Source organism: Robertmurraya beringensis (assembly GCF_042433785.1).
Taxonomy (GTDB): Bacteria; Bacillota; Bacilli; order Bacillales; family Cytobacillaceae; genus Robertmurraya_A; species Robertmurraya_A beringensis.
This window is the reverse complement of record NZ_JBHLUU010000016.1, coordinates 305,625-330,021: the sequence shown is the minus strand read 5'-3', so window position 1 is coordinate 330,021 and position 24,397 is coordinate 305,625. Positions and strand designations below refer to the sequence as shown.

22 protein-coding genes are annotated in these 24,397 nt (G+C 38.0%); all 22 read left to right on the top strand.

Going from position 1 to position 24,397, the window contains the following annotated elements:
- The first annotated feature begins 35 nt into the window (after positions 1-35).
- The 22 genes from ACFFHF_RS05925 (at position 36) to sigE (ending at position 24,261) form a co-directional block, all read left to right on the top strand.
- Entirely contained in the window at positions 36-938 is a 903-nt protein-coding gene (locus ACFFHF_RS05925; RefSeq protein WP_160545683.1) for a 2-dehydropantoate 2-reductase, read from the top strand.
- Position 939: 1 nt separating this feature from the next.
- Positions 940-1,329, top strand: coding sequence for a DUF3397 domain-containing protein (locus ACFFHF_RS05920; protein WP_160545682.1), 390 nt, complete (start codon positions 940-942; stop codon positions 1,327-1,329).
- A 96-nt stretch (positions 1,330-1,425) separates the two neighbouring features.
- Complete coding sequence (gene bshC, locus ACFFHF_RS05915; protein WP_160545681.1) at positions 1,426-3,060, top strand: bacillithiol biosynthesis cysteine-adding enzyme BshC; 1,635 nt, start codon at positions 1,426-1,428, stop codon at positions 3,058-3,060.
- A 208-nt stretch (positions 3,061-3,268) separates the two neighbouring features.
- Entirely contained in the window at positions 3,269-3,700 is a 432-nt protein-coding gene (mraZ, locus tag ACFFHF_RS05910; protein ID WP_160545680.1) for a division/cell wall cluster transcriptional repressor MraZ, read from the top strand.
- Between the two features lie 39 nt (positions 3,701-3,739).
- Entirely contained in the window at positions 3,740-4,672 is a 933-nt protein-coding gene (rsmH, locus tag ACFFHF_RS05905; protein WP_160545679.1) for a 16S rRNA (cytosine(1402)-N(4))-methyltransferase RsmH, read from the top strand.
- A 21-nt stretch (positions 4,673-4,693) separates the two neighbouring features.
- Positions 4,694-5,047 (top strand): cell division protein FtsL, encoded by a 354-nt coding sequence (gene ftsL, locus ACFFHF_RS05900; RefSeq protein ID WP_160545678.1) that lies wholly within the window; start codon positions 4,694-4,696, stop codon positions 5,045-5,047.
- The gene (locus ACFFHF_RS05895) at positions 5,047-7,266 is read left to right on the top strand and encodes a penicillin-binding transpeptidase domain-containing protein (protein WP_160545677.1); all 2,220 of its coding nucleotides are present in this window, start codon (positions 5,047-5,049) and stop codon (positions 7,264-7,266) included. Before ftsL ends, ACFFHF_RS05895 begins: the two co-directional genes overlap by 1 nt.
- A gap of 133 nt (positions 7,267-7,399) precedes the next feature.
- On the top strand, positions 7,400-9,349 hold the full coding sequence (locus tag ACFFHF_RS05890; RefSeq protein ID WP_377057695.1) for a stage V sporulation protein D: 1,950 nt from the start codon (positions 7,400-7,402) through the stop codon (positions 9,347-9,349).
- A gap of 148 nt (positions 9,350-9,497) precedes the next feature.
- Positions 9,498-10,958 (top strand): UDP-N-acetylmuramoyl-L-alanyl-D-glutamate--2,6-diaminopimelate ligase, encoded by a 1,461-nt coding sequence (locus ACFFHF_RS05885; protein WP_160545675.1) that lies wholly within the window; start codon positions 9,498-9,500, stop codon positions 10,956-10,958.
- Between the two features lie 154 nt (positions 10,959-11,112).
- Positions 11,113-12,087 carry a phospho-N-acetylmuramoyl-pentapeptide-transferase gene (mraY, locus tag ACFFHF_RS05880; protein WP_377057694.1) on the top strand — a complete coding sequence of 325 codons (975 nt, stop codon included), beginning with the start codon at positions 11,113-11,115 and terminating at the stop codon, positions 12,085-12,087.
- Entirely contained in the window at positions 12,088-13,440 is a 1,353-nt protein-coding gene (gene murD / locus ACFFHF_RS05875) for a UDP-N-acetylmuramoyl-L-alanine--D-glutamate ligase (protein ID WP_160545673.1), read from the top strand.
- A 96-nt stretch (positions 13,441-13,536) separates the two neighbouring features.
- Positions 13,537-14,637, top strand: coding sequence for a stage V sporulation protein E (spoVE, locus tag ACFFHF_RS05870; protein ID WP_160545672.1), 1,101 nt, complete (start codon positions 13,537-13,539; stop codon positions 14,635-14,637).
- A gap of 206 nt (positions 14,638-14,843) precedes the next feature.
- On the top strand, positions 14,844-15,950 hold the full coding sequence (gene murG, locus ACFFHF_RS05865; protein ID WP_160545671.1) for an undecaprenyldiphospho-muramoylpentapeptide beta-N-acetylglucosaminyltransferase: 1,107 nt from the start codon (positions 14,844-14,846) through the stop codon (positions 15,948-15,950).
- Between the two features lie 78 nt (positions 15,951-16,028).
- Positions 16,029-16,937 (top strand): UDP-N-acetylmuramate dehydrogenase, encoded by a 909-nt coding sequence (gene murB, locus ACFFHF_RS05860; RefSeq protein ID WP_160545670.1) that lies wholly within the window; start codon positions 16,029-16,031, stop codon positions 16,935-16,937.
- 163 nt (positions 16,938-17,100) lie between these two features.
- A complete protein-coding gene (locus ACFFHF_RS05855; protein ID WP_377057693.1) occupies positions 17,101-17,895 on the top strand; it encodes a cell division protein FtsQ/DivIB in 795 nt (264 codons plus the stop codon).
- Positions 17,873-18,574, top strand: a complete 702-nt coding sequence (locus tag ACFFHF_RS05850) for a DUF881 domain-containing protein (RefSeq protein WP_340903122.1) — start codon at positions 17,873-17,875, stop codon at positions 18,572-18,574. Before ACFFHF_RS05855 ends, ACFFHF_RS05850 begins: the two co-directional genes overlap by 23 nt.
- Before the next feature lie 52 nt (positions 18,575-18,626).
- Positions 18,627-19,355 carry a DUF881 domain-containing protein gene (locus ACFFHF_RS05845; protein WP_340903123.1) on the top strand — a complete coding sequence of 243 codons (729 nt, stop codon included), beginning with the start codon at positions 18,627-18,629 and terminating at the stop codon, positions 19,353-19,355.
- A gap of 2 nt (positions 19,356-19,357) precedes the next feature.
- Positions 19,358-19,708, top strand: coding sequence for a small basic family protein (locus ACFFHF_RS05840; RefSeq protein ID WP_160545668.1), 351 nt, complete (start codon positions 19,358-19,360; stop codon positions 19,706-19,708).
- 130 nt (positions 19,709-19,838) lie between these two features.
- Positions 19,839-21,122, top strand: a complete 1,284-nt coding sequence (ftsA, locus tag ACFFHF_RS05835) for a cell division protein FtsA (protein ID WP_160545667.1) — start codon at positions 19,839-19,841, stop codon at positions 21,120-21,122.
- A 49-nt stretch (positions 21,123-21,171) separates the two neighbouring features.
- Positions 21,172-22,317: a cell division protein FtsZ gene (ftsZ, locus tag ACFFHF_RS05830; RefSeq protein WP_160545666.1), complete on the top strand. Its 1,146-nt coding sequence runs from the start codon at positions 21,172-21,174 to the stop codon at positions 22,315-22,317.
- Between the two features lie 241 nt (positions 22,318-22,558).
- Entirely contained in the window at positions 22,559-23,497 is a 939-nt protein-coding gene (spoIIGA, locus tag ACFFHF_RS05825) for a sigma-E processing peptidase SpoIIGA (RefSeq protein ID WP_160545665.1), read from the top strand.
- Positions 23,498-23,541: 44 nt separating this feature from the next.
- A complete protein-coding gene (sigE, locus tag ACFFHF_RS05820) occupies positions 23,542-24,261 on the top strand; it encodes an RNA polymerase sporulation sigma factor SigE (RefSeq protein ID WP_160545664.1) in 720 nt (239 codons plus the stop codon).
- The last annotated feature ends 136 nt before the right edge of the window (positions 24,262-24,397 follow it).

The following is a 24,397-nucleotide window of genomic DNA, read 5'->3' as shown; positions in this document are numbered from 1 at the left end:
ACTAATAGTAATATTGACGCATCGAGGGAGATAGAATGAAAATTGCGATCATTGGCGGTGGAGCAGTAGGTCTTTTGTTTTCTTCTTACTTACAAGAAGAAAATGATGTAATCCTTTACACGAGGTCAGAGGATCAGAGTGAAAGTATACGTACGAATGGTATAGTAAGGAAAAACGGTGAAGAATCTATCTGTTTGCCCATTAACGTTCGACCGATTAGTGAATGGGACGAAAATGAAATTGAACTTGTGATTCTTTGTGTGAAGGAATATATGTTAGAAGAAATAGTAAAGGATCTATCGTTTCCTAAGAATTTACCACTATTGTTTGTTCAGAATGGAATGGGACATTTATCTCTTTTGAACAAAATAAATACAAGGTCCCTATTTATAGGTTCCGTTGAGCATGGAGCATTAAGAATAAATAACCATTCCGTGAGTCATACAGGGATAGGGGTAACAAAACTAGCAATTCTTCGTTCGGTTGAAGGAGACCTGTGGATTCTTGATGAGCTTGTCTTACAGTCCATCAAGAATTTTCCGGCTCAATTCGAACAGGATTACATGTTCATGCTGACAAAAAAGCTCGTTGTGAATGCAGTAATTAATCCTTTAACCGCTATTTTAGGTGTTACCAATGGAAGTCTATTAACAAATAAATACTATCAAATGCTATTTGAACAGTTGTTTGATGAGGTTTGTCTGGCACTGAGTTTAGACCCTCATGCATATTATGAAAATCTTGTTCACGTGTGTAAAAATACAGCAAAAAACGAGTCTTCTATGCTGAAGGATGTAAAAAATGATAGAAGGACAGAAATTGATGCCATTCTCGGGTACGTGCTTGAGGAAGCAAAAAGAAAGGACATAGAAGCGCCGCTCACTTTAGCCTTTTATCATTGTATTAAAGGAAAAGAAATAAAGGGGGAGAGGATGTAAAATGGGAAGCTTTTTTGCTACAGTGTTTGCCACATTAGTGACTGTTCCAATTATAGGTTATTTTATTGTTTTTGTTATTGCTAAACAAATGACAAAAAAACATAGAAAAGCAGTTCATATTGCGTTGGATTTCTCTACAGTACTTTTTATCCTTTCTGTTCATTATCTTATTGTTACGATCTGGGACTTTTCATTATTCTGGCTTATTCTTATTTTAATGATTGTCATGGCTATTCTATCTTTGCTCCTTCAGTATAAATTAAATGAAGAAGTTGATTTGAAAAAAGTATTTCGGGGATTTTGGAGATTTAATTTCTTATTGTTTTTCTCTGCCTATATCATATTAATATGCGTAGGTATCTTTTTAAGTGTGACAAGATCGATTTCGTAATTGATTGCTTAATGAAAATGCAAAGGTTTTTATTTTCCATTAACACAGTGCTATACTGAAGATTAGAAATACTGTAAAGAGAAAGGAAGTACATAAATGGAGATGGTTAATCTCTTTCTCCCATCAACGAATCAGTTTGCTACCGATTATAGTACTGGGAATTCATTCATACGTCCGTTATTTCATTATCAATTTCAAGAAACAGCGAGCTATCAGGAAAGAGTAAAAGATCTAGAAAATATAAGCTTTAAAAGGGAAGAGCTTGCTGACTATATTGGGGAGTATATGAGTAATTTCCCGAGTTCGAATGAAGTTGTTGCATCCATTTCTAAACTAAGGAACCCGGATAGCGTGGTGGTCATCGGGGGACAACAAGCAGGTATCTTAACTGGACCTCTATACAGTATACATAAAATCCTCTCTATTATTTTATTTGCTAAGAAGCAGGAAGCTGAACTATCTGTCCCGGTGGTTCCGGTTTTCTGGATAGCAGGTGAAGACCACGACTATGATGAAGTGAATCATATTTTTGTAGAAAAAGAAAATCAACTTGAAAAGTCAATCTACCCTGAGAAAGTTCTTGATAAACGAATGGTTAGCCATATTGAAATCAAGAAGGATGTTTTAAAGAATTGGGTTATTGACATCATCTCCTCCTATGGGGAGACGGAACACACGAAATCCCTGCTTCAATTTGCTGATGCTGCTATTGAAAATTCAGTAACGTTTGTTGACTTTTTTGCACATATTACGATGAGTTTGTTTAAAGAATATGGTTTACTAATCGTTGACTCCGGTGATAAGGGATTAAGAAAACTGGAAAAAGAATATTTTATTAATCAAATTAAAAGTACGAAAGAGATCACTGAAAAAGTAAAAAAGAAGCAGCAAGAGCTTGAAGGTATAGGAATGTCACAAACGATTGTGATCAATGATTCTTGTGCGAACCTTTTTTATTACGATGAAGTTTCTCATGAGAGGATTTTATTAGATTATATTCCGGAACAAAAACAATTTGTTGGTGCGTCTGGTTCTATCTCTTTTTCATATGATGAAATGCTAGAGATTGCTAGTGAGTTTCCTGAACGCTTAAGCAATAATGTCGTGACAAGACCTCTAATGCAAGAATGCCTGTTTCCAACATTAGCCTTTATTGCAGGACCTGGAGAGATTGCTTACTGGGCTGAGTTAAAGGAAGTGTTTGAGCATTTTGATATGAAAATGCCTCCGATTGTTCCGCGGTTAAACATTAGTTTGATTGAACGAAATGTGAGCTCAGACATGGAAGAATTAGGGTTAAAGCTAGAAGACGTATTAACTGCGGGAACAGGAAAGCAAAAGGAATTATTTCTAGATACCAACCGTGACAGTAGTTTCCAAGCATTGTTTGCTCAAACAAAAGACCAGTTAGTTAAGAACTACCTGGAAATTGAGAAAAAGACAGAGCAGCATTATAAAGGCATGCTACCATTGTTGAAAAAAAATGAGAGCTTATTATTAAAGCAAATTGATTTTATGGAAAATCGACTTGAACTTGCGTTGCTACAAAAGCATGAAGTGGTTATAGAAAAATATAATCGAATCGAACGTAGACTTAAGCCATCTGGTTCACCGCAAGAAAGAATTTGGAACCTCTTTTATTTCCTTAACCAGTACGGATTGTCGTTTATCGATGAATTAATAACACAATCGTATTTGTTTGATGGTAGTCACCAAGTGGTAAAATTATAAACTAGGAAAGACCTTGTCGTTATGATAAGGTCTTTTTTGTCGGTTTTTATAAATTTTTATATGATTTTAAAGGTTTTTATAAGAAAAAGGGGAATCATTCTCATTCTATTTTTGCAGGAAAATATCAGTGTGGGGAGAATTTATAAAAACATGTGGAGGAAAGTGGGGGATTGTGGTACATTTAGGGTAGAGAGTGGGGGTAGCGGGCATGTTTATGGGTGAATACCATCATAATGTTGATACGAAGGGACGCTTAATTGTGCCTGCAAAGTTCCGTGAACACTTAGGAGAAACCTTTGTGTTAACACGCGGCTTAGATCAATGTTTATTTGGTTATCCTCTTAGTGAATGGGATCTGATTGAGGAAAAGCTCAAAGGGTTACCATTAACTAAAAAAGACGCTCGTGCATTTACCCGTTTTTTCTTCTCAGGTGCGACTGAATGTGAAGTGGATAAACAAGGAAGAATAAACATTGCTACTCCACTAATGCAATACGCAAAGCTTGAAAAAGAATGCGTCGTTCTCGGAGTCTCAAACCGAATTGAAATTTGGAGTAAGACATTATGGGAAGAATACTTTACAGAATCTGAGCAATCTTTTGCTGAAATTGCAGAGAATATGATTGGGTTTGATATTTAAGTATTCTATTCATGGGCGTAATTCGAAAGGTGGACAACAATGTTTGAACATACTACCGTGCTTTTGCACGAAACGGTTGATGGACTCAATATTAAACCTGATGGTATATATGTGGACTGTACAATGGGTGGAGCGGGGCATAGTGGGCTTATCCTATCCAAGTTGTCAAAGGAAGGAAGATTATTTGCCTTTGACCAAGATGACGTAGCTATTGAAAATGCAAAGGAAAAATTAGCAGCATATGAAGGGCAATTAATTATTGTAAAAAGTAATTTTCGATACCTTCAAGAGGAATTAAACAAGCGAGGGATTGAAAAGGTTGATGGAGTTCTTTATGATTTAGGCGTTTCCTCCCCACAATTAGACACACCGGAACGAGGATTTAGTTATCACCATGATGCCCCTTTAGACATGAGAATGGATCAACAGGCAGATCTCTCCGCATACGATGTTATTAATTCCTGGAGTTTTGAAGAATTAGTGAAAATATTTTTTAAGTATGGAGAAGAGAAATTCTCCAAACAAATTGCTAGGAAAATTGAGGCGGCAAGGGAAATAAAGCCAATTTCAACAACAGGAGAGCTAGTAGACTTAATCAAAGAGGGAATACCGGCTCCGGCTCGAAGAAAAGGTGGACATCCAGCTAAACGAATTTTTCAAGCCATCCGAATTGCAGTTAATGACGAATTAGGTGTATTTGAAGATTCGTTAAATCAAGCAATTGATTTACTGAATCCTGGTGGAAGAATTAGTGTCATTACTTTCCACTCATTAGAGGATCGGATATGTAAGGTGATATTTAAGAAGGGCAGTGAAACACCAGACCTTCCAAAAGGATTGCCTATTATCCCGGATGAATACAAACCAGAACTAAAGTTAATTACGAGAAAACCAATTGTGCCATCAGAAGAAGAATTAGAACATAACAATCGAGCACGTTCGGCAAAACTACGTGTTGCCGAAAAGCTGTAAACCTATCTAGGAGGGAATAGGATGAGTAACTTAGCAAGGAAGCTTCAGCAGGAACAGCAGCAACAAACCGTACAAGCACCTCAAAAGGTAAGAAAGACCAACTCATGGTTGTCTCCTGGAGAGAAAATCCTTGGTGTCACTTTTTGTGCCGCTCTATGCTTTGGTGCCGTACATATTATCTCAAATCAAGCGGCAATTTATGAATTGAATAAGGATATTCAAAATACCTCTGTCAAGTTAGAGGATCAACAAAAGATTAATAATGATTTGAGTATGCAAGTAGGAGAGTTAAGCACTCCAGATCGAATCCGCAGCATGGCAGAAAAGCTTGGATTAAAGCTTAATGACAATAATGTTAAGGTTGTGCAGGAGTAATGACAAAGAAACAGCCCAATATGAATGTGGGAGCAGCGATATTATTTATAATATTTAGCCTGCTCTTTTTTGTCTTAATTTTTCGGTATGTAACGATTTTGGCAACAGGAGAAGTGCACGGGCAGAACTTGTCTGCTATCGCTCAGCAAAAATATGAGAAAGAGGCAACGATTGAGGCTACAAGAGGAACGATCTATGACAACAATGGTGAAGTGATTGCAGAAGATACAGCTTCCTTCAAGTTAGTTGCGATTCTGGATGAAACATTAACTACTAATCCTAAAAATCCAAGACATGTTGTTGACAAAGAAAAGACGGCCAGAGAGTTGTCAAAAGTGATTGATTTAGAAGAATCAGAGATTTATAGAATTCTTTCTAAAGAAGGTGCTAAGCAGGTAGAGTTCGGAACGAAGGGGAGAGATATTTCAATTCAAGTTAAGAAGGAAATTGAGAATCTGAAACTTCCAGGAATTACATTTATACGTGGATCAAAGCGTTTTTATCCAAACGGCATTTTTTCCTCTCACGTCGTAGGCTATGTTGATGTGGATGAAGAAACGAATCAAACGGTTGGGCAGCTTGGGATCGAAAAATCCATGAATGAGGAATTAACCGGTATTAACGGGAAAGTAAACTACCCTGGTGACTTTTGGGGGGATATCCTACCCGGCGGTGAAGAAAATGTAACAGCGGCTAAGGATGGATATGATATTTATTTAACACTCGATAAAAAGATCCAGAGTCTTCTTGAAGATGCTTTGAACAAAGTGGAAGAGGAGTATGATCCAGCTAAAATGGTTGCGGTGGTAGCTGATCCGAAGACAGGTGAAATTTTAGCGATGGCGCAAAGACCAACGTTCCATCCAACAACAAGAGAAGGAATTTCTGATACCTGGCATAATGAAGTGATCGAAAACTCATTTGAACCAGGATCAACAATGAAAATCTTCACTCTTGCGGCTGCCGTTCAGGAAGGGGTTTTCAATCCCAACGAAGGGTACCAATCAGGTTCATATAAACCAACGGAAAATTCGCAAAGGATTCACGACCATAATGGTAGCGGGTGGGGGACAATTTCCTACTTAGAAGGATTACAAAGATCTTCAAATGTAGCGTTTGCTAAACTTGTGAAGGAAAAGATCGGGTATGATACGTTTCGAGAGTATTTAACGAAGTTTGGATTTGATCAGCCAACTGGGATTGACCTTCCAAACGAAACGAGTGGAAAAATTGTCTACCAATACCCAATCGATAAAATTACAACAGGGTATGGCCAAGGTACAGCCATCACACCCATTCAGCAAATTCAAGCAGCCACTGCCATTGCAAACGGCGGTAAGATGGTAAAACCCCATGTGATTGATAAGATTGTTGATCCAGCGTCAGGAAAGACGATTAAGCAAACAGAAACAGAAGTTGTCGGAACACCGATCTCCGAGGAAACCGCCAACCAGGTTCTTGAGTATCTAGAGACCGTGGTTAGTTCGCCGAAGGGAACAGGGTATAACCGATATAATATTGAAGGCTATCAGGTTGCTGGGAAAACAGGTACTGCAAGCATGACCCAAAATGGTGTGTACTTAAATGGGAAAAATGATTATGTGTTTTCGTTTTTAGGAATGGCACCAGCAGATGATCCGAGATTAATTATTTATGTTGCCGTACAGCAGCCGAAGGTAGAACATTATTCAGAAGGATCTATACCGGTTTCTATGATTTTTAATCCTGTGATGAAAAACAGTCTTCAGTATTTAAATATTGAGCCAGCTGAACAAAAGGAAGTAGAGCCAATTACTGTTCCAGATTTCTTAAATAAAAATATTGGAGAAGCTGGAGAGCAAATAACTGGCTTTGGAGCGCACAGTATTGTTATAGGGAATGGAACGAGCGTAATTGCACAATCTCCACAAGCGGGAGAGAAAATACTCGCCGGAGAAAAAGTATTCCTTGTAACAGATGGAGACTTAACGATGCCGGATGTTACAGGCTGGTCCTTAAGGGATGTTGTTAAGATTGCTTCACTTGCAAATTTACAACTAAATACAACTGGAAGCGGCTATGTGACAAAGCAAAATATCAGTGTAGGTAGTGTTATAGCAGCGGGTGATCATTTAGTGATTCACTTGAAGGCACCGACAGACGAAGAAACGAAGCTCGGTGATGATGCCTCTGAGGAAACGGAAACAGAGGAAGGAACAGAAGAGCAAACAGAAGAGTAAACAGAAGAGCAAACAGAAGAAGTGGAATCAGAATAATCTTAGAACGTACAAGTGATGCTTGTGCGTTCTATTTTTTTTTGTACAAGCATATAGTGGAACGAGCCATATATGTTGTTAGGAGGTTCTAACGAAGATGCGAGTGTCAAATGTTACAGTACGAAAAAGACTAACGATCTCACTTTTAGTAGGGTTTCTCATTTTCTTTATTATTGATGTAAGGCTAGGGTATGTACAATTTGCCTTAGGAAATATTTTAACTGACGGAGCGAAGGATCTTTGGAGTCGGAATATTCCTTTTGAACCCGAGCGGGGTGAAATTGTTGATCGTAACGGTGTTGCACTCGCTACAAATAAAAGTGCACCGACCGTTTATGTAGTGCCAAGACAGGTGAAGGATCCTGCGAAAACAGCAGAGCAGCTAGCTGCCGTTTTAAACTTTTCAAAAGAGAAAGCGTACCAATATGTAACAAAGTCAGCGTCGATCGTGAGAATTAATGAGGGGCGAAAAATTACCCATGAAAAGGCGAATGAAGTTCGTGATTTGAACTTAGAAGGTGTATATATCGGAGAAGATTCGAAACGCCACTACCCGTTTGGTAACTATTTATCTCATGTTCTCGGTTTCACTGGAAGTGATAATCAGGGATTAACAGGACTTGAAGCGTATTATGACAAAGAGCTCATGGGGGAAGAAGGATCTGTAAAATTCTATGCAAATGCCAAAGGGCAAAGAATGAATGATATGGCAGATGACTATGAGGCTCCTGTTGATGGATTAGATTTAAAACTAACAATAGATTCTAAAGTACAAACAATCGTTGAACGAGAGTTAGATAATGCGCAAGCACAATATAATCCTGACGGTATGATCGCTATAGCTATGGACCCGAATACAGGAGAGATTTTGGCTATGTCAAGCCGGCCAGGGTTTGATCCAGCTGAGTTCCAAGAGGTAGATCCTGAAGTATATAACCGAAATCTCCCTGTTTGGAGTACGTATGAACCAGGATCAACCTTTAAGGTTATTACACTAGCAGCTGCACTTGAAGAGGGGAAAGTAGATTTAGAGAATGATCACTTTCATGATTCTGGATCGGTCAAGGTTGGTGGAGCGACACTAAGATGCTGGAAACGAGGGGGACATGGGTCGCAAACCTATTTGGAGGTTGTGCAAAATTCCTGTAACCCAGGTTTTGTCCAATTAGGTGAAAGTCTCGGAAAAGATACATTATTTAAGTATATTAAAGATTTTGGATTTGGACAGAAAACAGGAATTGACTTGCAAGGAGAAGGAAAAGGAATCTTATTTAATCTAGATCGAGTTGGACCAGTGGAGTTAGCTACGACTGCATTTGGTCAAGGGGTTTCAGTTACGCCTATTCAACAGGTGGCTGCGATATCGGCAGCAATTAACGGTGGAACGTTATACACCCCTTATATTGCGAAGGAATTAGTTGACCCGCGAACGGGTGAAATTGTAATGAAAAAATCACCAGTAGCGAAACGAAAGGTAATTTCAGAAGAAACGTCAGAGAAAATTCGATACGCTCTTGAAAGTGTAGTGGCACAAGGGTCAGGTGGAAGGGCTTTTGTTGAAGGTTACCGAGTAGGTGGTAAAACAGGAACAGCGCAAAAGGTAAAGGACGGAAGGTATATGGAAAACAATCATATCGTGTCTTTTATTGGATTTGCTCCAGCGGACGACCCGCAACTCGTTGTGTATGTGGCTGTTGACAATCCTAAGGGAACCACGCAGTTTGGGGGAGTGGTTTCCGCACCAATTGTAGGTAGCATTATGGGTGATAGTTTGAGGGCTTTAGGAGTTGAACCAAGGAAGGGGCAGCTAGAAAAAGAATACAAGTGGCCTGATGTACCATTGATTGAGGTTCCTGATGTTGTTGGGATGACAAAAACAGAACTTGGTGATCTATTTGTTAATCTAAAAATTGAAACCTCCGGAGAGGGGAATGTAGTTGTAAAACAAACTCCGGAAGCAGGGGTAAAGTTAAAAGAAGGATCAACCATTCGATTGTATTTTGATAATGTGGAACAGAAAGAAGACGAGAAAGAGAAAGAAGAATAGACTGATTCAGTGAGCAGGCGGCGAAATTTTTTCGCCGTCTTTTCAAAATGCTACATTATAGAATAGCGAAATAGAGTAACTTCATGTAAAATAGATAGGCGCATGCTTTTTTTGGGAAGTAGGTTAAATTATGAGAGGATTTGAGGAAATGAAACTACATACACTGGTCAATTACCTTCAACCGTTTGTTCCTTTTAAGGGTGAGAATCCAGACATATTACACATACATAATGATAATCGTAAAGTAACAGATGGAAGTTTATTTATTTGTATAAAAGGTTTTACTGTCGATGGTCATGACTTTGCTGAGAATGCAGTTAAGTCTGGTGCGGTAGCCGTTATAGCAGAAAGACCTTTACAAGTGGATGTACCTGTTGTAATTGTAAAAGATACAAAACGTGCAATGGCGGTTATAGCAGATGCATTCTATGGGCAGCCAAGTCAGAAAATGAAAGTTGTTGGAATCACCGGGACAAACGGGAAAACAACAACGAGTCATATTATCGAACATATTCTGAAAGAGGCAGGAAAAAAAACTGGGCTAATTGGGACCATGTATACAAAAATTGGTGAGGATGTTCTTGAAACAAAAAATACGACTCCTGAAAGCTTAACTTTACAGAACATTTTTCATCAAATGATTGAAAATCTTGTTGATAGTGCGGTTATGGAGGTTTCCTCTCATGCGCTAGTGGAAGGAAGAGTACACGGAACGGACTTTGATGTTGCTGTATTTACCAATTTATCACAGGATCATTTAGATTTTCATGGTTCGATGGAGGAGTATAAGAGAGCAAAAGGTTTATTGTTTGCCCAGCTAGGGAATAAGTTTACACTCAATCAACCAAAATATGCTGTACTAAATGCAGATGACGAGGCTAGTGAGCAGTACGCACATTCCACTTCAGCACATATCCTAACATATGGAATTCAGAATGATGCAGATATTAAAGCATCTGGTATTTCCATGTCAGCTAAAGGGACTACTTTTTTATTAGTTACTCCATTCGGTACCTCTAACGTGACGATCAAACTCGTTGGGAAATTTAATGTATACAATGTACTCGCGGCTATAGGTGCAGCAATGGCACTTGGAATTCCATTATCCGTCATAACGGACGCTTTAAGTATAATGGAAGGGGTAGCAGGAAGATTTGAACTCGTCGACGCAGGGCAAAACTTTACGGTTATTGTTGATTACTCGCATACACCAGATAGTCTACAGAATGCACTTGAGACCATTCAAGAATTTGCTGTAGGGAAGACGCATGTGGTTGTTGGCTGCGGCGGTGACCGTGACCGTACAAAGAGACCATTGATGGCGAGAATTGCTTGTGATTTTGCCGATGAAGCCATTTTTACTTCTGATAATCCGAGAAGTGAAGATCCATTTGCGATTTTAAAAGAGATGGAAACAGGGGTTGAAGGAAGAGAATATAAAGTCATCGAAGATCGAAAGCAGGCGATTTTCGAGGCGATTAGCCAAGCCGAAGAAAATGATATTATTCTCATTGCTGGTAAAGGTCATGAAACCTATCAGCAAGTAGGAAAAGATATCCACCATTTTGACGACAGACTTGTTGCAAAGGATGCCATATTAAAAAAATAAAGCGTAAAGCAAGGAAGGCTAGAATTTACATGATATTATACAAATTTTCACATGAAAAACTTCTGAATACAAAGGAACAAACATATGATATTGCTGTACTACATAAACAGCTTATTCATACTAGTGTTTCCGTAATGGAAAAAGTGGGGGGAAAGTGATGGAGCAAGTTATTTTATTCACAATATTAGTGGGATTTCTTATTTCGGTCATCCTATCCCCAATTTTAATTCCTTTTTTAAGAAGGTTGAAATTCGGACAAAGCATTAGAGAAGAAGGACCTAAATCGCATCAAAAAAAATCAGGTACTCCGACGATGGGCGGAACAATGATTTTATTATCTATCGTTGTTACGACTATTGTAATGACATCAAGGTATTCGGAGCTTTCCGTACAAACATATTTACTTCTTTTTGTAACCATTGGATTTGGTTTATTAGGATTTTTAGATGACTTTATTAAAGTGGTCATGAAGAGAAATTTAGGATTAACTTCTAAACAAAAGCTATTTGGACAAATTGTTATTTCGTTTATCTTTTATTTTATTTTAAGACAAAATGAGTTTTCAACAACAGTCTCCATTCCACTAACTGACATTTCTTTTGACCTTGGATGGCTGTATGTATTTTTTATCATTTTCTGGTTGGTCGGATTTTCGAATGCTGTCAATTTAACAGATGGTCTAGATGGTCTTGTTTCGGGGACAGCGGCTATTGCTTTTGGAGCTTTTGCAGTATTGTCTTGGAACCAAGAGGCATATGATGTAGCCATTTTCTCTTTAGCAGTTGTTGGTGCAGTCCTAGGATTTCTTGTTTTTAATGCCCATCCCGCTAAAGTATTTATGGGAGATACTGGATCTCTTGCTTTAGGGGGAGCGATTGCAACTATTGCCATCTTAACTAAACTAGAAATTCTGCTTATCATTATCGGAGGAATATTTGTTGTTGAAACCCTGTCTGTCATTCTGCAGGTGATTTCTTTTAAAACAACTGGTAAAAGGATATTCCGTATGAGTCCTTTGCACCATCATTATGAGTTAATCGGTTGGTCCGAATGGAGAGTAGTTGTCACATTCTGGACAGTTGGGTTATTATGTGCAGTATTAGGAATCTATATCGAGGTGTGGTTGTAATTGAGAGATATTAAAGATTATGTTCATAAAAAAGTACTTGTACTAGGTTTAGCGAAGAGTGGGGTCGGTGCAGCAAATTTGTTGCACCGTTTAGGTGCGTTTGTCACTGTAAATGATAATAAGCCATTATCTGAGAATCCCGAAGCTCAAGGATTGCTTGAACAAGGGATTACCGTTATTTGTGGAAGTCATCCCGTAGAGCTATTAGATGATGGCTTTGAGCTTATCGTAAAGAACCCAGGGATTCCTTATCATAATGAGATGATCCAAGCGGCCATTGAAAAAGGGATTCCCATTATTACTGAAGTTGAGCTTGCGTATCAAATTTCTGAAGCTCCTTTTATTGCTATAACAGGTACAAATGGAAAAACTACAACAACCACTCTTATATTTGAAATGTTAAAGGCGGGAAATAAGGCTCCTTTGATTGCGGGGAACATTGGAACAGTCGCATCAGAGGTGGCTCAGCAAGCTACATCTGAAAATACAATTGTTATTGAACTATCATCGTTTCAGCTAATGGGAATTACAACATTCAAGCCGAGGATTGCTATACTCACTAATCTGTATGAGGCCCATTTAGACTATCATGGTACCAAAGGAGAGTATTGGAGCGCGAAAGCAAATATAACTAAGTACCAAACAGAAGAGGATTACTTTATCGTTAATGGAGATCAAGAGAGCACTTTCGAAATTGGTCAAAAAAGCAAGGCAGACTGTGTTCCTTTTTCTACAAGAGAATTCCAATCAAATGGTGCTTATGTATTAGATGATTATTTGTATTTTAAAGATGAAAAGATTATTGAAATCTCTGATATTGTTTTACCTGGAGCGCATAACCTTGAAAATATCCTTTCAGCAGTAGCAGCAGCGAAGCTTACAAATGTTTCAAACGAAGCCATTGTTGAGGTTTTGACGACCTTTACAGGTGTTAAGCATCGTCTTCAATATATAGGAGAGATCGAAGGACGTAAGTTTTATAATGATTCAAAAGCAACAAATATATTAGCGACAGAAAAAGCTTTGACTGCATTCAAGACACCTATTGTGTTACTTGCCGGAGGATTGGATCGTGGAAACGGATTTGACGAGTTAATTCCATTCTTGCACAATGTGAAAACTGTTGTCACATTTGGACAAACGGCTCCTAAAATTGAGGAAGTAGCACAGAAGGCAGGAATAAAAACAATTCTCCGTGTCGATAATGTGGAAAAAGCCGTACCTGTTGCCTTTACACACTCAAATGCAGGAGATGTGATCCTTTTATCACCTGCATGTGCTAGCTGGGATCAATACAAAACTTTTGAGGTTAGAGGAGACATTTTTATCAATGCGGTGCATAAGCTTAAGTAAGGGCTTGTCTTATGGAGACAATTTTAACATAATCGTTTCTAATTAAGGTTTAATCCTCACTGTAAGCCCTAAAACTTGCATTCGAGGTGTGTTCTTTTGCCGACTAAAAAAGCTACTCCAGATCTGATATTATTGATTGTAACATTTACCCTATTAGCGACCGGATTAATTATGGTTTATAGTGCGAGTGCCATTTGGGCTGACTATAAATTTGATGATTCTTTTTATTTTGCTAAACGACAAATGTTGTTTGCAGGGGTCGGCATTGTGACCATGTTCTTCATTATGAATGTCGATTATTGGACGTGGCGAACTTTTGCAAAAATGATCATAATCATCTGCTTTGTGCTTCTTATTCTTGTACTCATCCCAGGGATAGGAAATGTAAGAAATGGTTCCCGAAGCTGGATTGGGGTAGGTGCGTTTTCAATTCAGCCTTCAGAGTTTATGAAGCTTGCAATGATTGCGTTTTTAGCTAAGTTTCTTTCAGAAAATCAAAAAAAGATCACTTCGTTCAGAAAAGGTTTAATGCCATCCCTTGGTTTAGTATTTCTTGCCTTCGGGATGATTATGCTACAGCCTGACTTAGGGACTGGAACGGTGATGGTTGGAACATCGGTTGTCATGATTTTTATTGCTGGTGCGAGGATTGGTCATTTTGTCGGCTTAGGGCTGCTTGGGGTAATTGGGTTTGTTGGCTTAGTTATCTCAGCTCCTTACCGAATCAAAAGGATTACCTCCTTTTTAGATCCATGGGAGGATCCACTCGGAAGTGGTTTTCAAATCATTCAGTCACTATATGCGATTGGACCAGGCGGGTTATTTGGTTTAGGATTAGGACAAAGTAGGCAAAAATTCTTTTATCTACCTGAACCACAAACCGATTTTATCTTTGCTATCTTGGCAGAAGAATTAGGTTTCATTGGAGGCTCCTTTGTACTACTTCTTTTCGCTTTATTATTATGGCGTGGAATTCGTATTGCACTGGGTGCTCCAGATTTATATGGAAGTTTCTTAGCTGTTGGAATTGTGGCAATGGTTGCTATTCAAGTAATGATCAATGTGGGTGTGGTTACAGGGCTTATGCCGGTAACTGGAATTACCCTCCCGTTTCTAAGCTATGGAGGTTCTTCCTTAACACTCATGCTTATGGCCATTGGGGTGCTACTGAATATTAGTAAACACTCGAAATTATGAGATAGGTAAGTTTAAGAACCCTGTTATTCATGCAGGGTTCTCTTCTGTTTATTATTACATTTAGATGACAATCGTTCGTTGTTTTTCGATTTGTCGTTTGAAATATAGTAAAATGGGGTAAAACGTGAGGGTGATTTTTTTCAGAAGACATCATGACTATCACCTATGAATAGTTGATTTTTCAACGTTAAGGAGAGTGGAAAGAATTGCGTATAGTTGTAAGTGGTGGTGGAACCGGTGGTCATATTTATCCGGCTCTTGCGCTTATTAGAGAGATACAAAAGGAACATAATAATGCTGAGTTTTTATATATCGGTACTGAAAAAGGATTAGAAAATACCATTGTTAAAAGAGAAAACATTCCTTTTCAATCCATACATATTACTGGGTTTAAACGTAAACTTTCAATAGATAATGTGAAAACGGTGATTAGATTCTTAAAGGGTGTTCAGAAAAGTAAGGAATATTTAAAAGAATTTAAAGCAGATGTAGTCATAGGAACGGGCGGGTACGTATGCGGTCCTGTTGTGTATGCTGCTTCTAAGCTTGGAATTCCAACAATCATACATGAACAAAACAGTGTACCGGGATTAACGAATAAGTTTTTAAGTCGATATGTCGATAAAGTTGCTATTTGTTTTGAAGAAGCGAAAAGCTATTTTCCTCAAGAAAAGGTTGAACTTACAGGAAATCCCAGAGCATCTGAAGTATTAAATAAGGATGGGATTAAGGGGAAACTGTCTGTTGGTTTAAAAACAAATGTTCCATCTGTATTAGTAGTAGGTGGAAGTCGTGGAGCACGGCCTATAAATGAAGCCATTTTAAAATCATTGTCAGTGCTTAGTGAAAAACCTTATCAAGTATTATATGTAACCGGAGAGGTTCACTATGATGAAGTACTCAAAGAAGTGGAATTAGTCGGGAACCCTGATAACGTCATAGTAAAGCCTTTTATTCATAATATGCCAGAAGTGCTTGCAGGAATGGATCTAATTGTTGCTCGAGCAGGTGCAACGACATTAGCTGAATTGACATCTTTAGGCGTACCTAGCATACTTGTTCCTAGCCCATATGTGACAAACAATCATCAGGAAAAAAATGCTCGCGCCTTAAGTGATCATGGTGCTGCCATTTTAATGCTTGAAAAAGACCTAACGGCTACTAAATTAGTAGAGCAAATGGATTCTCTCTTACTTAATAAAGAGAGCTTAAAAGAAATGAAGAAAGCAGCCTATAAATTAGGGATTCGTGATGCGGCTGGGAGACTGTATCGATTAATGGAGACGTTACTAACAAAAAGAAACGGTCGATAATAATGATTCCTAGGTTTGTAGCCTAGGTTTGACACGATGCATAAGATAAAATAACTCCGACTGAAAGGGGAGGTAGGAATGATTGGATTAGCTGAAGAATTAAAGCAGTCTAAGATTGGAACGGTAAAAGAAAATGAGCCAATGGCGAATCATACAACGATAAAGATTGGTGGACCTGCAGAACTTTTTGTAGAGCCCTCATCGGTAGAAAACTTGGAAGCGACCATGCATTTGATCCGAAAGTATAAAGTACAGTGGATTGCTATTGGAAGAGGGTCAAACTTACTCGTGTCTGATCGAGGAATTTCTGGTGTTGTTATTAAGCTTGGCTCTGGATTAGATAAGGTCGAAATAAATGGTACAACACTTACGGTTGGTGGTGGACACTCCCTAGTGAGCTTGGCAACCTCCATCAGTAGAAAAGGGTTATCCGGACTAGAGTTTGCAAGTGGGATCCCTGGGTCAGTCGGTGGGGCAGTGTTCATGAACGCGGGGGCACATGGCTCTGATATATCAAAGATACTCGAAAAAGCTCTTGTGCTTTTTGAAGACGGCACATTAGAATGGGTAGCTAATGAGGAAATGGAATTTTCTTATCGAACCTCTGTGTTGCAAAAAAAGCGTCCAGGAGTTGTTGTTGAAGCTGTTTTTTCATTGAAAGAAGGAAACAAGGATTCTATTTTTGGTGAAATGCAAAAGAACAAAGACTACCGCAAAGAAACCCAGCCATGGAATTTCCCGTGTGCGGGTAGCATTTTTCGTAATCCACTGCCAAATTATGCAGGTAAGTTAATTGAGGTTGCTGGCTTAAAGGGATACCAAATCGGTGGGGCTAAAATATCAGAAATGCATGGGAATTTCATCGTAAATACAGGAAACGCAAAAGCTGACGATGTTTTACAGTTAATTCAGCATGTTAAGGATACGATATATGATTTGTATGAAGTAAAAATGGAAACAGAAGTTGAAATAATAGGAATAAAATAGGATGATTGTCCCCCTTACAAAGTATCAGTATGTGATATAATAAATACTTGGGAAATTACTTATTACCTAAAAATAACGGCATGATTTCTCGTGCCGTTGTTTTCACTTATAAAAAATTATTGGATTCTCTGTTTTTTACACAAAATATATTAGCGATAGTGAGGTGATTGGATTGGATCAGGGGAAAATAGTCTCGATTGAAGAACGGATTCCCAAGTTGAAACAACAAAGACGAAAAAAGGCAAATAGAAGACTTGTAACCTTATTAAGTTTATTCTTCTTGTTAATCGTTTGTGTCGTTTATTTCCAATCACCGCTCAGTCATATTAAAAAAATAAGTGTTAGTGGTAATGACTTATATAAGGCTGAACTTCTTGTGAAAAACAGTGGCTTGTCCACTGGAATGAATATTTGGAAGCTTGATAAGAAAGAAGTGGAAACGAAAATAGAGAAGCTTCCGGAAATAAAATCAGCAACTGTAAAATGGTCATTTCCTAATAGTGTATTAATTACTGTAGAGGAATATGATCGGATTGCCGTTATTGCAAATGAAAATTCGTTTATTCCCGTGTTAGAGAATGGTGAAATACTAGAGGATGAAGGGATTACAAGCTCCCCTTCTAATGCCCCAATATTAATTGGTTTTACAGAAGGTGAGATCCTTGAAGAGATGGTTAATAGCCTGAAAGAGCTCCCGTTTGAAATTCTTTACTCCATTTCAGAAGTGAACTACACACCGAAAGAAACGGATCGTTTCCATATTTCTTTATATATGAATGATGGAAATGAAGTCAGTGCATCTTTAAGGAGTTTCTCAAAAAAAATGATACACTACCCTTCCATCGTTAGTCAGTTAGATCCGTCACAAAAGGGTGTCATTGATTTAGAGGTGGGTTCGTATTTTAAATCATACGAACCAGGAGGAGTTGAAACAAGTGAAGAAGAGGGTGAAGGGTAAACATGTTATCCTCTCGTTAGTTTTCCTTGTATTAGGTTATATGGTGTCTTTTTCTTACCATTTAACTAAGCAGGAAAAAGCACAAAATACGATAACGGACAAGCAGTGGAATCGTGATTTAGAATTGCGAAATCAGTTGATTTCACAGGAAGAAAGAAACCGAGAGCTTCAGAATGAATTAAAGGAAAAACAAGATAAAATTGTAGAGATTGAAGAAGAATTAGCGAAAGAAGAACAAGTTTTCTTCAATCTCGCGGAAGACGCGGAAAAATATCGTATGTTTGTAGGTAAAGTCAAGGTAAAAGGGAAGGGAGTAGAAGTGTCCCTTGCTGATGGTGACTACAATCCTAATGAAGAAAACATAAATAACTATATTGTTCATGAGCACCATGTCTTTAAAGTGATTAATGAGTTATATATTTCGGGTGCTTCGGCAATTGCGATTAATGGGCAAAGGCTCACACATAATTCCTATATTCTTTGTAATGGTCCAGTGATTGAAGTGGATGGATATCAACATCCTGCTCCTTTTGTTATTACGGCTATTGGTGATCCTGATGTGATGACCTCTGCTTTGAATTTAACAGGAGGAATTAAAGATATGCTGGTAAATGACAATATTGAAGTAACGATCCAGAAAAAAGAAGAAGTTATATTAGATCCGTTATTAGGCACTTAACTCTTTTTGAATGTTTTGTCCACAATAATGAAGAAAGCTAGGTGATTTTTACGTGGACAGAAAGAAAATAAACAGCTTGGTAATCATCGGGGTCATTGTTGGATTCATGCTTGCTATCCAATTTCAAACGGTCTCTAAACCAGAGGTACGAGACACAAGGGATACCTGGCAGCTTCGTGAGGATTTACTGAAGGAAAAGGAACTTCAATCCCGACTGATTAAAGAAATTCGTTCCATTGAAGAAAAATTGAACGAATACGAAACGGAAAGAGAACAGGGAAAAGGAAACACGTTAAGGAATACTCTAGAGGAATTAAAGCAAGAAGCAGGACTAACAGAGTTGACTGGCCCAGGTTTGACGATATACATAGAACAACTGAATGAAGAATTGATCTTAGGGACTTCTGGTGCTACACTTTCACCGGACCTATTAGAACGACTGCTAAATGAGATAAATATGTATGGTGCAAAACATGTTTCGGTCGCAGGTCAAAGGGTGATCAATACTACTGTAATCCGTGATATAAATGGCGAAACGAAAATAAACGGACGTTCCTTAACAAAATTTCCAATTGAAATTATCGTTTTGACGGAGGATTTTACCGTTGCGGAAAAGCTGTACAATCAAATGCAGGTTTCTAAATCAGCAGAAGAATTCTTTATTGATAATTTAACCGTCACCATAAAGAAGCCTGAGCTTTCCATTGCTGTCCCAGCCTTTGAAGATTCTATTCGAATTAGAGGTATGGAGCAAGTAAAATCTGACAAAGGAGATAGTTAATCATGTGGCTTCCCCTTTTAGGATTGATCATTGGAGTCGTCCTTGGATTATTAACAGATATATCTGTCCCTGAGGAATATTCCAATTATCTATCCATTGCCGTACTAGCTGCCCTTGATACTTTATTCGGTGGAATCAGGGCACATCTGCAAAATATATATGACGAAAAGGTTTTTGTTTCCGGTTTTTTCTTTAATATTATTCTTGCTGCAAGTTTAGCTTTTCTAGGTGTTCATCTTGGTGTAGACTTGTATTTAGCAGCAGTTTTTGCGTTTGGGGTAAGACTATTTCAAAATATAGCCGTGATTCGAAGAATTCTGCTAACAAAATGGTCTACAAATAAAGAAAAATAGAAAAAATTTGTATATTTTAAAAGGGAATATATTAAATTTGCCGAATAATCTTATAGATACATTATTATACGGTATGAAAAAATAGGAATTGTTGTTCAATTTTTTGAATTGTTAAAGGAGGTGCCAAAGAATGAACAGCAATGAAATATATGTAAGTCTTGACATCGGTACATCCAGCGTAAAAGTGATCATTGGAGAAATGGTCAATGACTCTTTGAATATTATTGGTGTTGGCAATGTTAAATCCGAAGGACTAAGAAAAGGATCCATTGTTGATATAGATGAAACCGTTCATTCTATTAGAAAGGCAATCGAACAAGCTGAGAGAATGATAGGCATGGAAATTAATAAGGTAATTGTTGGTGTAACTGGAAATCATGTGATGTTACAGCCATGTCATGGTGTAGTAGCTGTATCAAGTGAAAATCGTGAAATTACCAATGAGGATGTTGCTAGAGTAATTGATGCAGCACAAGTAATATCCATTCCACCTGAGCGTGAGATTATTGATGTCATTCCGAAGCAATTTATTGTTGATGGATTAGATGAAATTAATGACCCACGGGGAATGATAGGTGTAAGGCTTGAAATGGAAGGAACGATTATTACAGGTTCTAAGACGATTTTACATAATACTCTTCGATGCGTAGAACGTTCTGGATTAGAAATCCTTGATATTACTTTACAACCACTTGCTTCTGGTGCCTTTGCACTCTCAAAGGATGAAAAAAACTTAGGTGTGGCACTCGTTGATATTGGTGGGGGATCAACAACAATTAGTGTTTTTGAACATGGATTCTTACGAGCAACAAGTGTACTTCCAGTTGGTGGAGACCATATAACAAAAGATATATCGATTGGTCTTCGGACATCTACTGAAGATGCTGAGAAAATAAAAACAAAACATGGACATGCATACTATGACCATGCTTCCGAAGAAGAAGTGTTTAGCGTACCGATTATCGGAAGTGATCAGCATCAACAATTTAACCAGCTTGAAGTTTCTGATATTATTGAAGCAAGAACGGAAGAAATTTTTGACCTTATACAAAATGAAATTAGACGTTTGGGCATTCGTGATTTACCTGGTGGTTATGTTTTATCAGGTGGAGTAGCAAACACTCAAGGAATTCTTGAATTAGCGCAAGTGGTTTTCCAAAACCGAGTTCGCATCGCCATTCCGGATTATATTGGAGTACGTGAACCGCAATACACGACTGCTGTCGGTTTAATAAAATTCGCTTACAAAAATGCTAAAATACAAGGTAGGTCTATTGGTAACAGTACGGCTGCTGGCGAATCAAAGGAAAAGAGAGTTCAAAAGCAGCCTCAACCAAAGGCAAAGCCGGACAAGCAGCCGGAAGAAAAAATGACATCACGAGTGAAAAAATTCCTTGGTTACTTTTTTGAATAGTATTCAATCGATCGCTACCGGGAATATCGACGAATTAGGAGGATTTGTCATGTTGGAATTTGATACAAATTTAGATTCATTGGCAACTATAAAAGTAATCGGCGTAGGTGGAGGCGGAAACAATGCTGTTAATCGGATGATTGAGCATGGCGTCCAAGGTGTCGAATTTATCGCGGTAAATACAGATGCGCAGGCATTAAATTTATCGAAGGCAGAAACAAGAATGCAAATTGGGGGAAAGCTTACTCGTGGACTTGGAGCAGGAGCAAACCCTGAAGTAGGGAAAAAAGCAGCTGAAGAAAGTAGAGAACAAATTGAAGAAGTGTTAGCTGGGGCCGATATGGTTTTCGTTACAGCTGGTATGGGTGGCGGAACTGGAACAGGGGCTGCACCCGTTATTGCTCAAATCGCTCGCGAGTTAGGGGCATTAACAGTCGGAGTTGTAACAAGACCGTTTACGTTTGAAGGTAGAAAGCGTTCGACTCAAGCTCAAGGTGGCATCTCTTCCATGAAGGAAGCGGTTGATACACTAATCGTTATTCCAAATGATCGTCTTCTTGAAATTGTGGATAAGAGTACACCAATGCTTGAAGCATTCCGTGAGGCTGACAATGTTCTACGTCAAGGGGTTCAAGGTATATCGGACCTTATTGCAACACCTGGTCTTATCAACTTAGACTTTGCAGATGTAAAGACAATTATGTCTAACAAAGGCTCTGCTCTTATGGGGATTGGTGTAGCTGCAGGAGAAAACCGTGCAACAGAAGCAGCAAAGAAAGCCATTTCTTCACCGCTTCTAGAAAAGTCCATTGATGGAGCACAAGGAGTCTTGATGAACATTACTGGTGGATCAAACTTAAGCCTATATGAAGTTCAGGAAGCAGCAGATATCGTTGCTTCTGCATCTGACCAAGAAGTGAACATGATTTTTGGATCGGTTATCAATGATAACTTGAAGGATGAGATCCTAGTAACAGTGATTGCGACCGGTTTCAATGAAGATATTTCTCAACCGAAGCCAACAAGTCGTCCAGGTTTTGGGCAACAAAAACAATCTGTTGCACCTACAAAGCCACAAAGAGAAATCATTCGTGAAGAGGAGTACAATGAACCTGTACGTTCAAATACTTCACACAGCAGTGACGATACGTTAGATATACCTACTTTCTTACGTAATCGCAATAGAAGACGATAGGTAAACCCTATCAATACAAAAAGCAGAATTCGACCAGAATTCTGCTTTTTATTTTGTTTTAAGAGGAAAATCAGTTTTCCCAACCTGAGATGAGAAATTTTGACAAAAAACGGAGAGATTTGTGAAAATCTCTTCTTTTTTATGTACATAAAGTGACACACTTCCAACATCTATGTACGTTATACTTTTTCATAACAGAATAATAGATTGAATAAGGAGAAACGAGCAAGGAGGAAAATCTTTGACACTTTATTTAGATGTGATTTGGCTGCTAAATCTCCTTTTCGATACGTTACTTCTTTATTTAACTGCCATAATAGTAAAAAGAGAGTATAAGATTTGGAGACTGTTTTGTGGAGGACTTATAGGATCCTTCATTATTATATTGGCTTTTACTCCTTTTCAGAATTATTCTGGTCATCCTGTCGTGAAATTAGCCTTTTCTTTAGTGATGGTTCTAGTTACCTTTGGATACAAAAGATTACGTACCTTTATCCGTACAACGATGACCTTCTATTTCGTTACCTTTTTAGTAGGTGGAGCGCTTATTGGGGTTCATTATTTCATTCAGTTTGATAACCAATTGACCTCCTCTGTTTTAATAGGAAGTGTAAAGGGATTTGGTGATCCGATTAGCTGGTTTTTTGTTCTCATAGGTTTTCCGATTGCATGGCATTTCTCCAGATCAAATATTGAACAATTTGAAATGACGAAAATACAATTTGATCAAATGGTTTCTATTCGCATTCAGATTGGAGAAAGTCAATTCACATGTAAAGGTCTTGTGGATAGTGGGAATCAACTTTATGATCCTCTCACTAAAATGCCTGTCATGTTTGTCTCTGTCTATAACCAATTAGAAACGATCCCTGAATCCATTAGGATACTTTCAAGTGAAAAGGATGAGATCATTTATGGAAAAGCCTCTCTTCCAACTGAATGGGAAAATAAGCTCCGAATTATCCCGTATAAAGTAGTTGGACAAGAGCATCAGCTTATCATTGCTGTTAAGCCTGACCAACTTCAAATAGAGATGGAAGAAAAAATAATTCAAGTAGACAAAGGATTAGTTTCCTTTACAACCCAGCAGCTTTCCTCTGACGATACGTTTCAGTGTATTGTTCATCCAAAGATGGTAACAGGTGTCGCAAAGGTGAAATCAGATGTAAAGGTAAGTTAATATTACTATACTCAGAAAAACATAAATTAGAAGGAGGACAACTCATGAAAAATATAAAACTTCGACTATCTTATTACTGGTATAAATTATTAATCAAGCTAGGACTCAAGACAGATGAGGTCTTCTATATAGGTGGAAGTGAGGCATTGCCTCCTCCGTTATCAAAAGAAGAAGAAGAAGTGTTGCTTCAAAAACTTCCGAGTGGGGATAAAGCAGCGAGGTCCATCCTTATTGAGAGAAATTTACGACTTGTTGTTTATATAGCTAGAAAGTTTGAAAATACAGGAATTAATATTGAAGATTTAATTAGTATCGGAACGATCGGTTTAATAAAGGCAGTTAACACGTTTAATCCTGAAAAGAAAATAAAGCTTGCTACATACGCATCAAGATGTATTGAAAATGAAATACTCATGTACTTACGGAGAAATAATAAAATTCGCTCAGAAGTTTCCTTTGATGAACCATTGAATATTGATTGGGACGGTAACGAGTTGTTATTGTCAGATGTATTAGGAACAGAAGAAGATATTATTACAAAAGACCTGGAAGCAAATGTTGATAAAAAGCTTTTATTAAAAGCATTACATCAGCTGAATGACCGTGAAAAACAAATCATGGAGTTGCGTTTTGGATTAGGTACGGGAGAAGAAAAAACCCAGAAAGACGTTGCTGATATGCTTGGTATATCACAATCGTATATTTCAAGACTGGAAAAAAGGATTATTAAAAGACTGAAGAAAGAGTTTAATAAAATGGTTTAGTTCGTTTCTTTGAAGAAAGAAAAATTTTTTAGAATAAAATAATATGTGTAATACCTTGTCCTAAAGACATTTATAGGAAATTCTTAGTATGCATGTCCATTTTGGATGTGCATATTTTTCCTTCTCGGGGAGATAC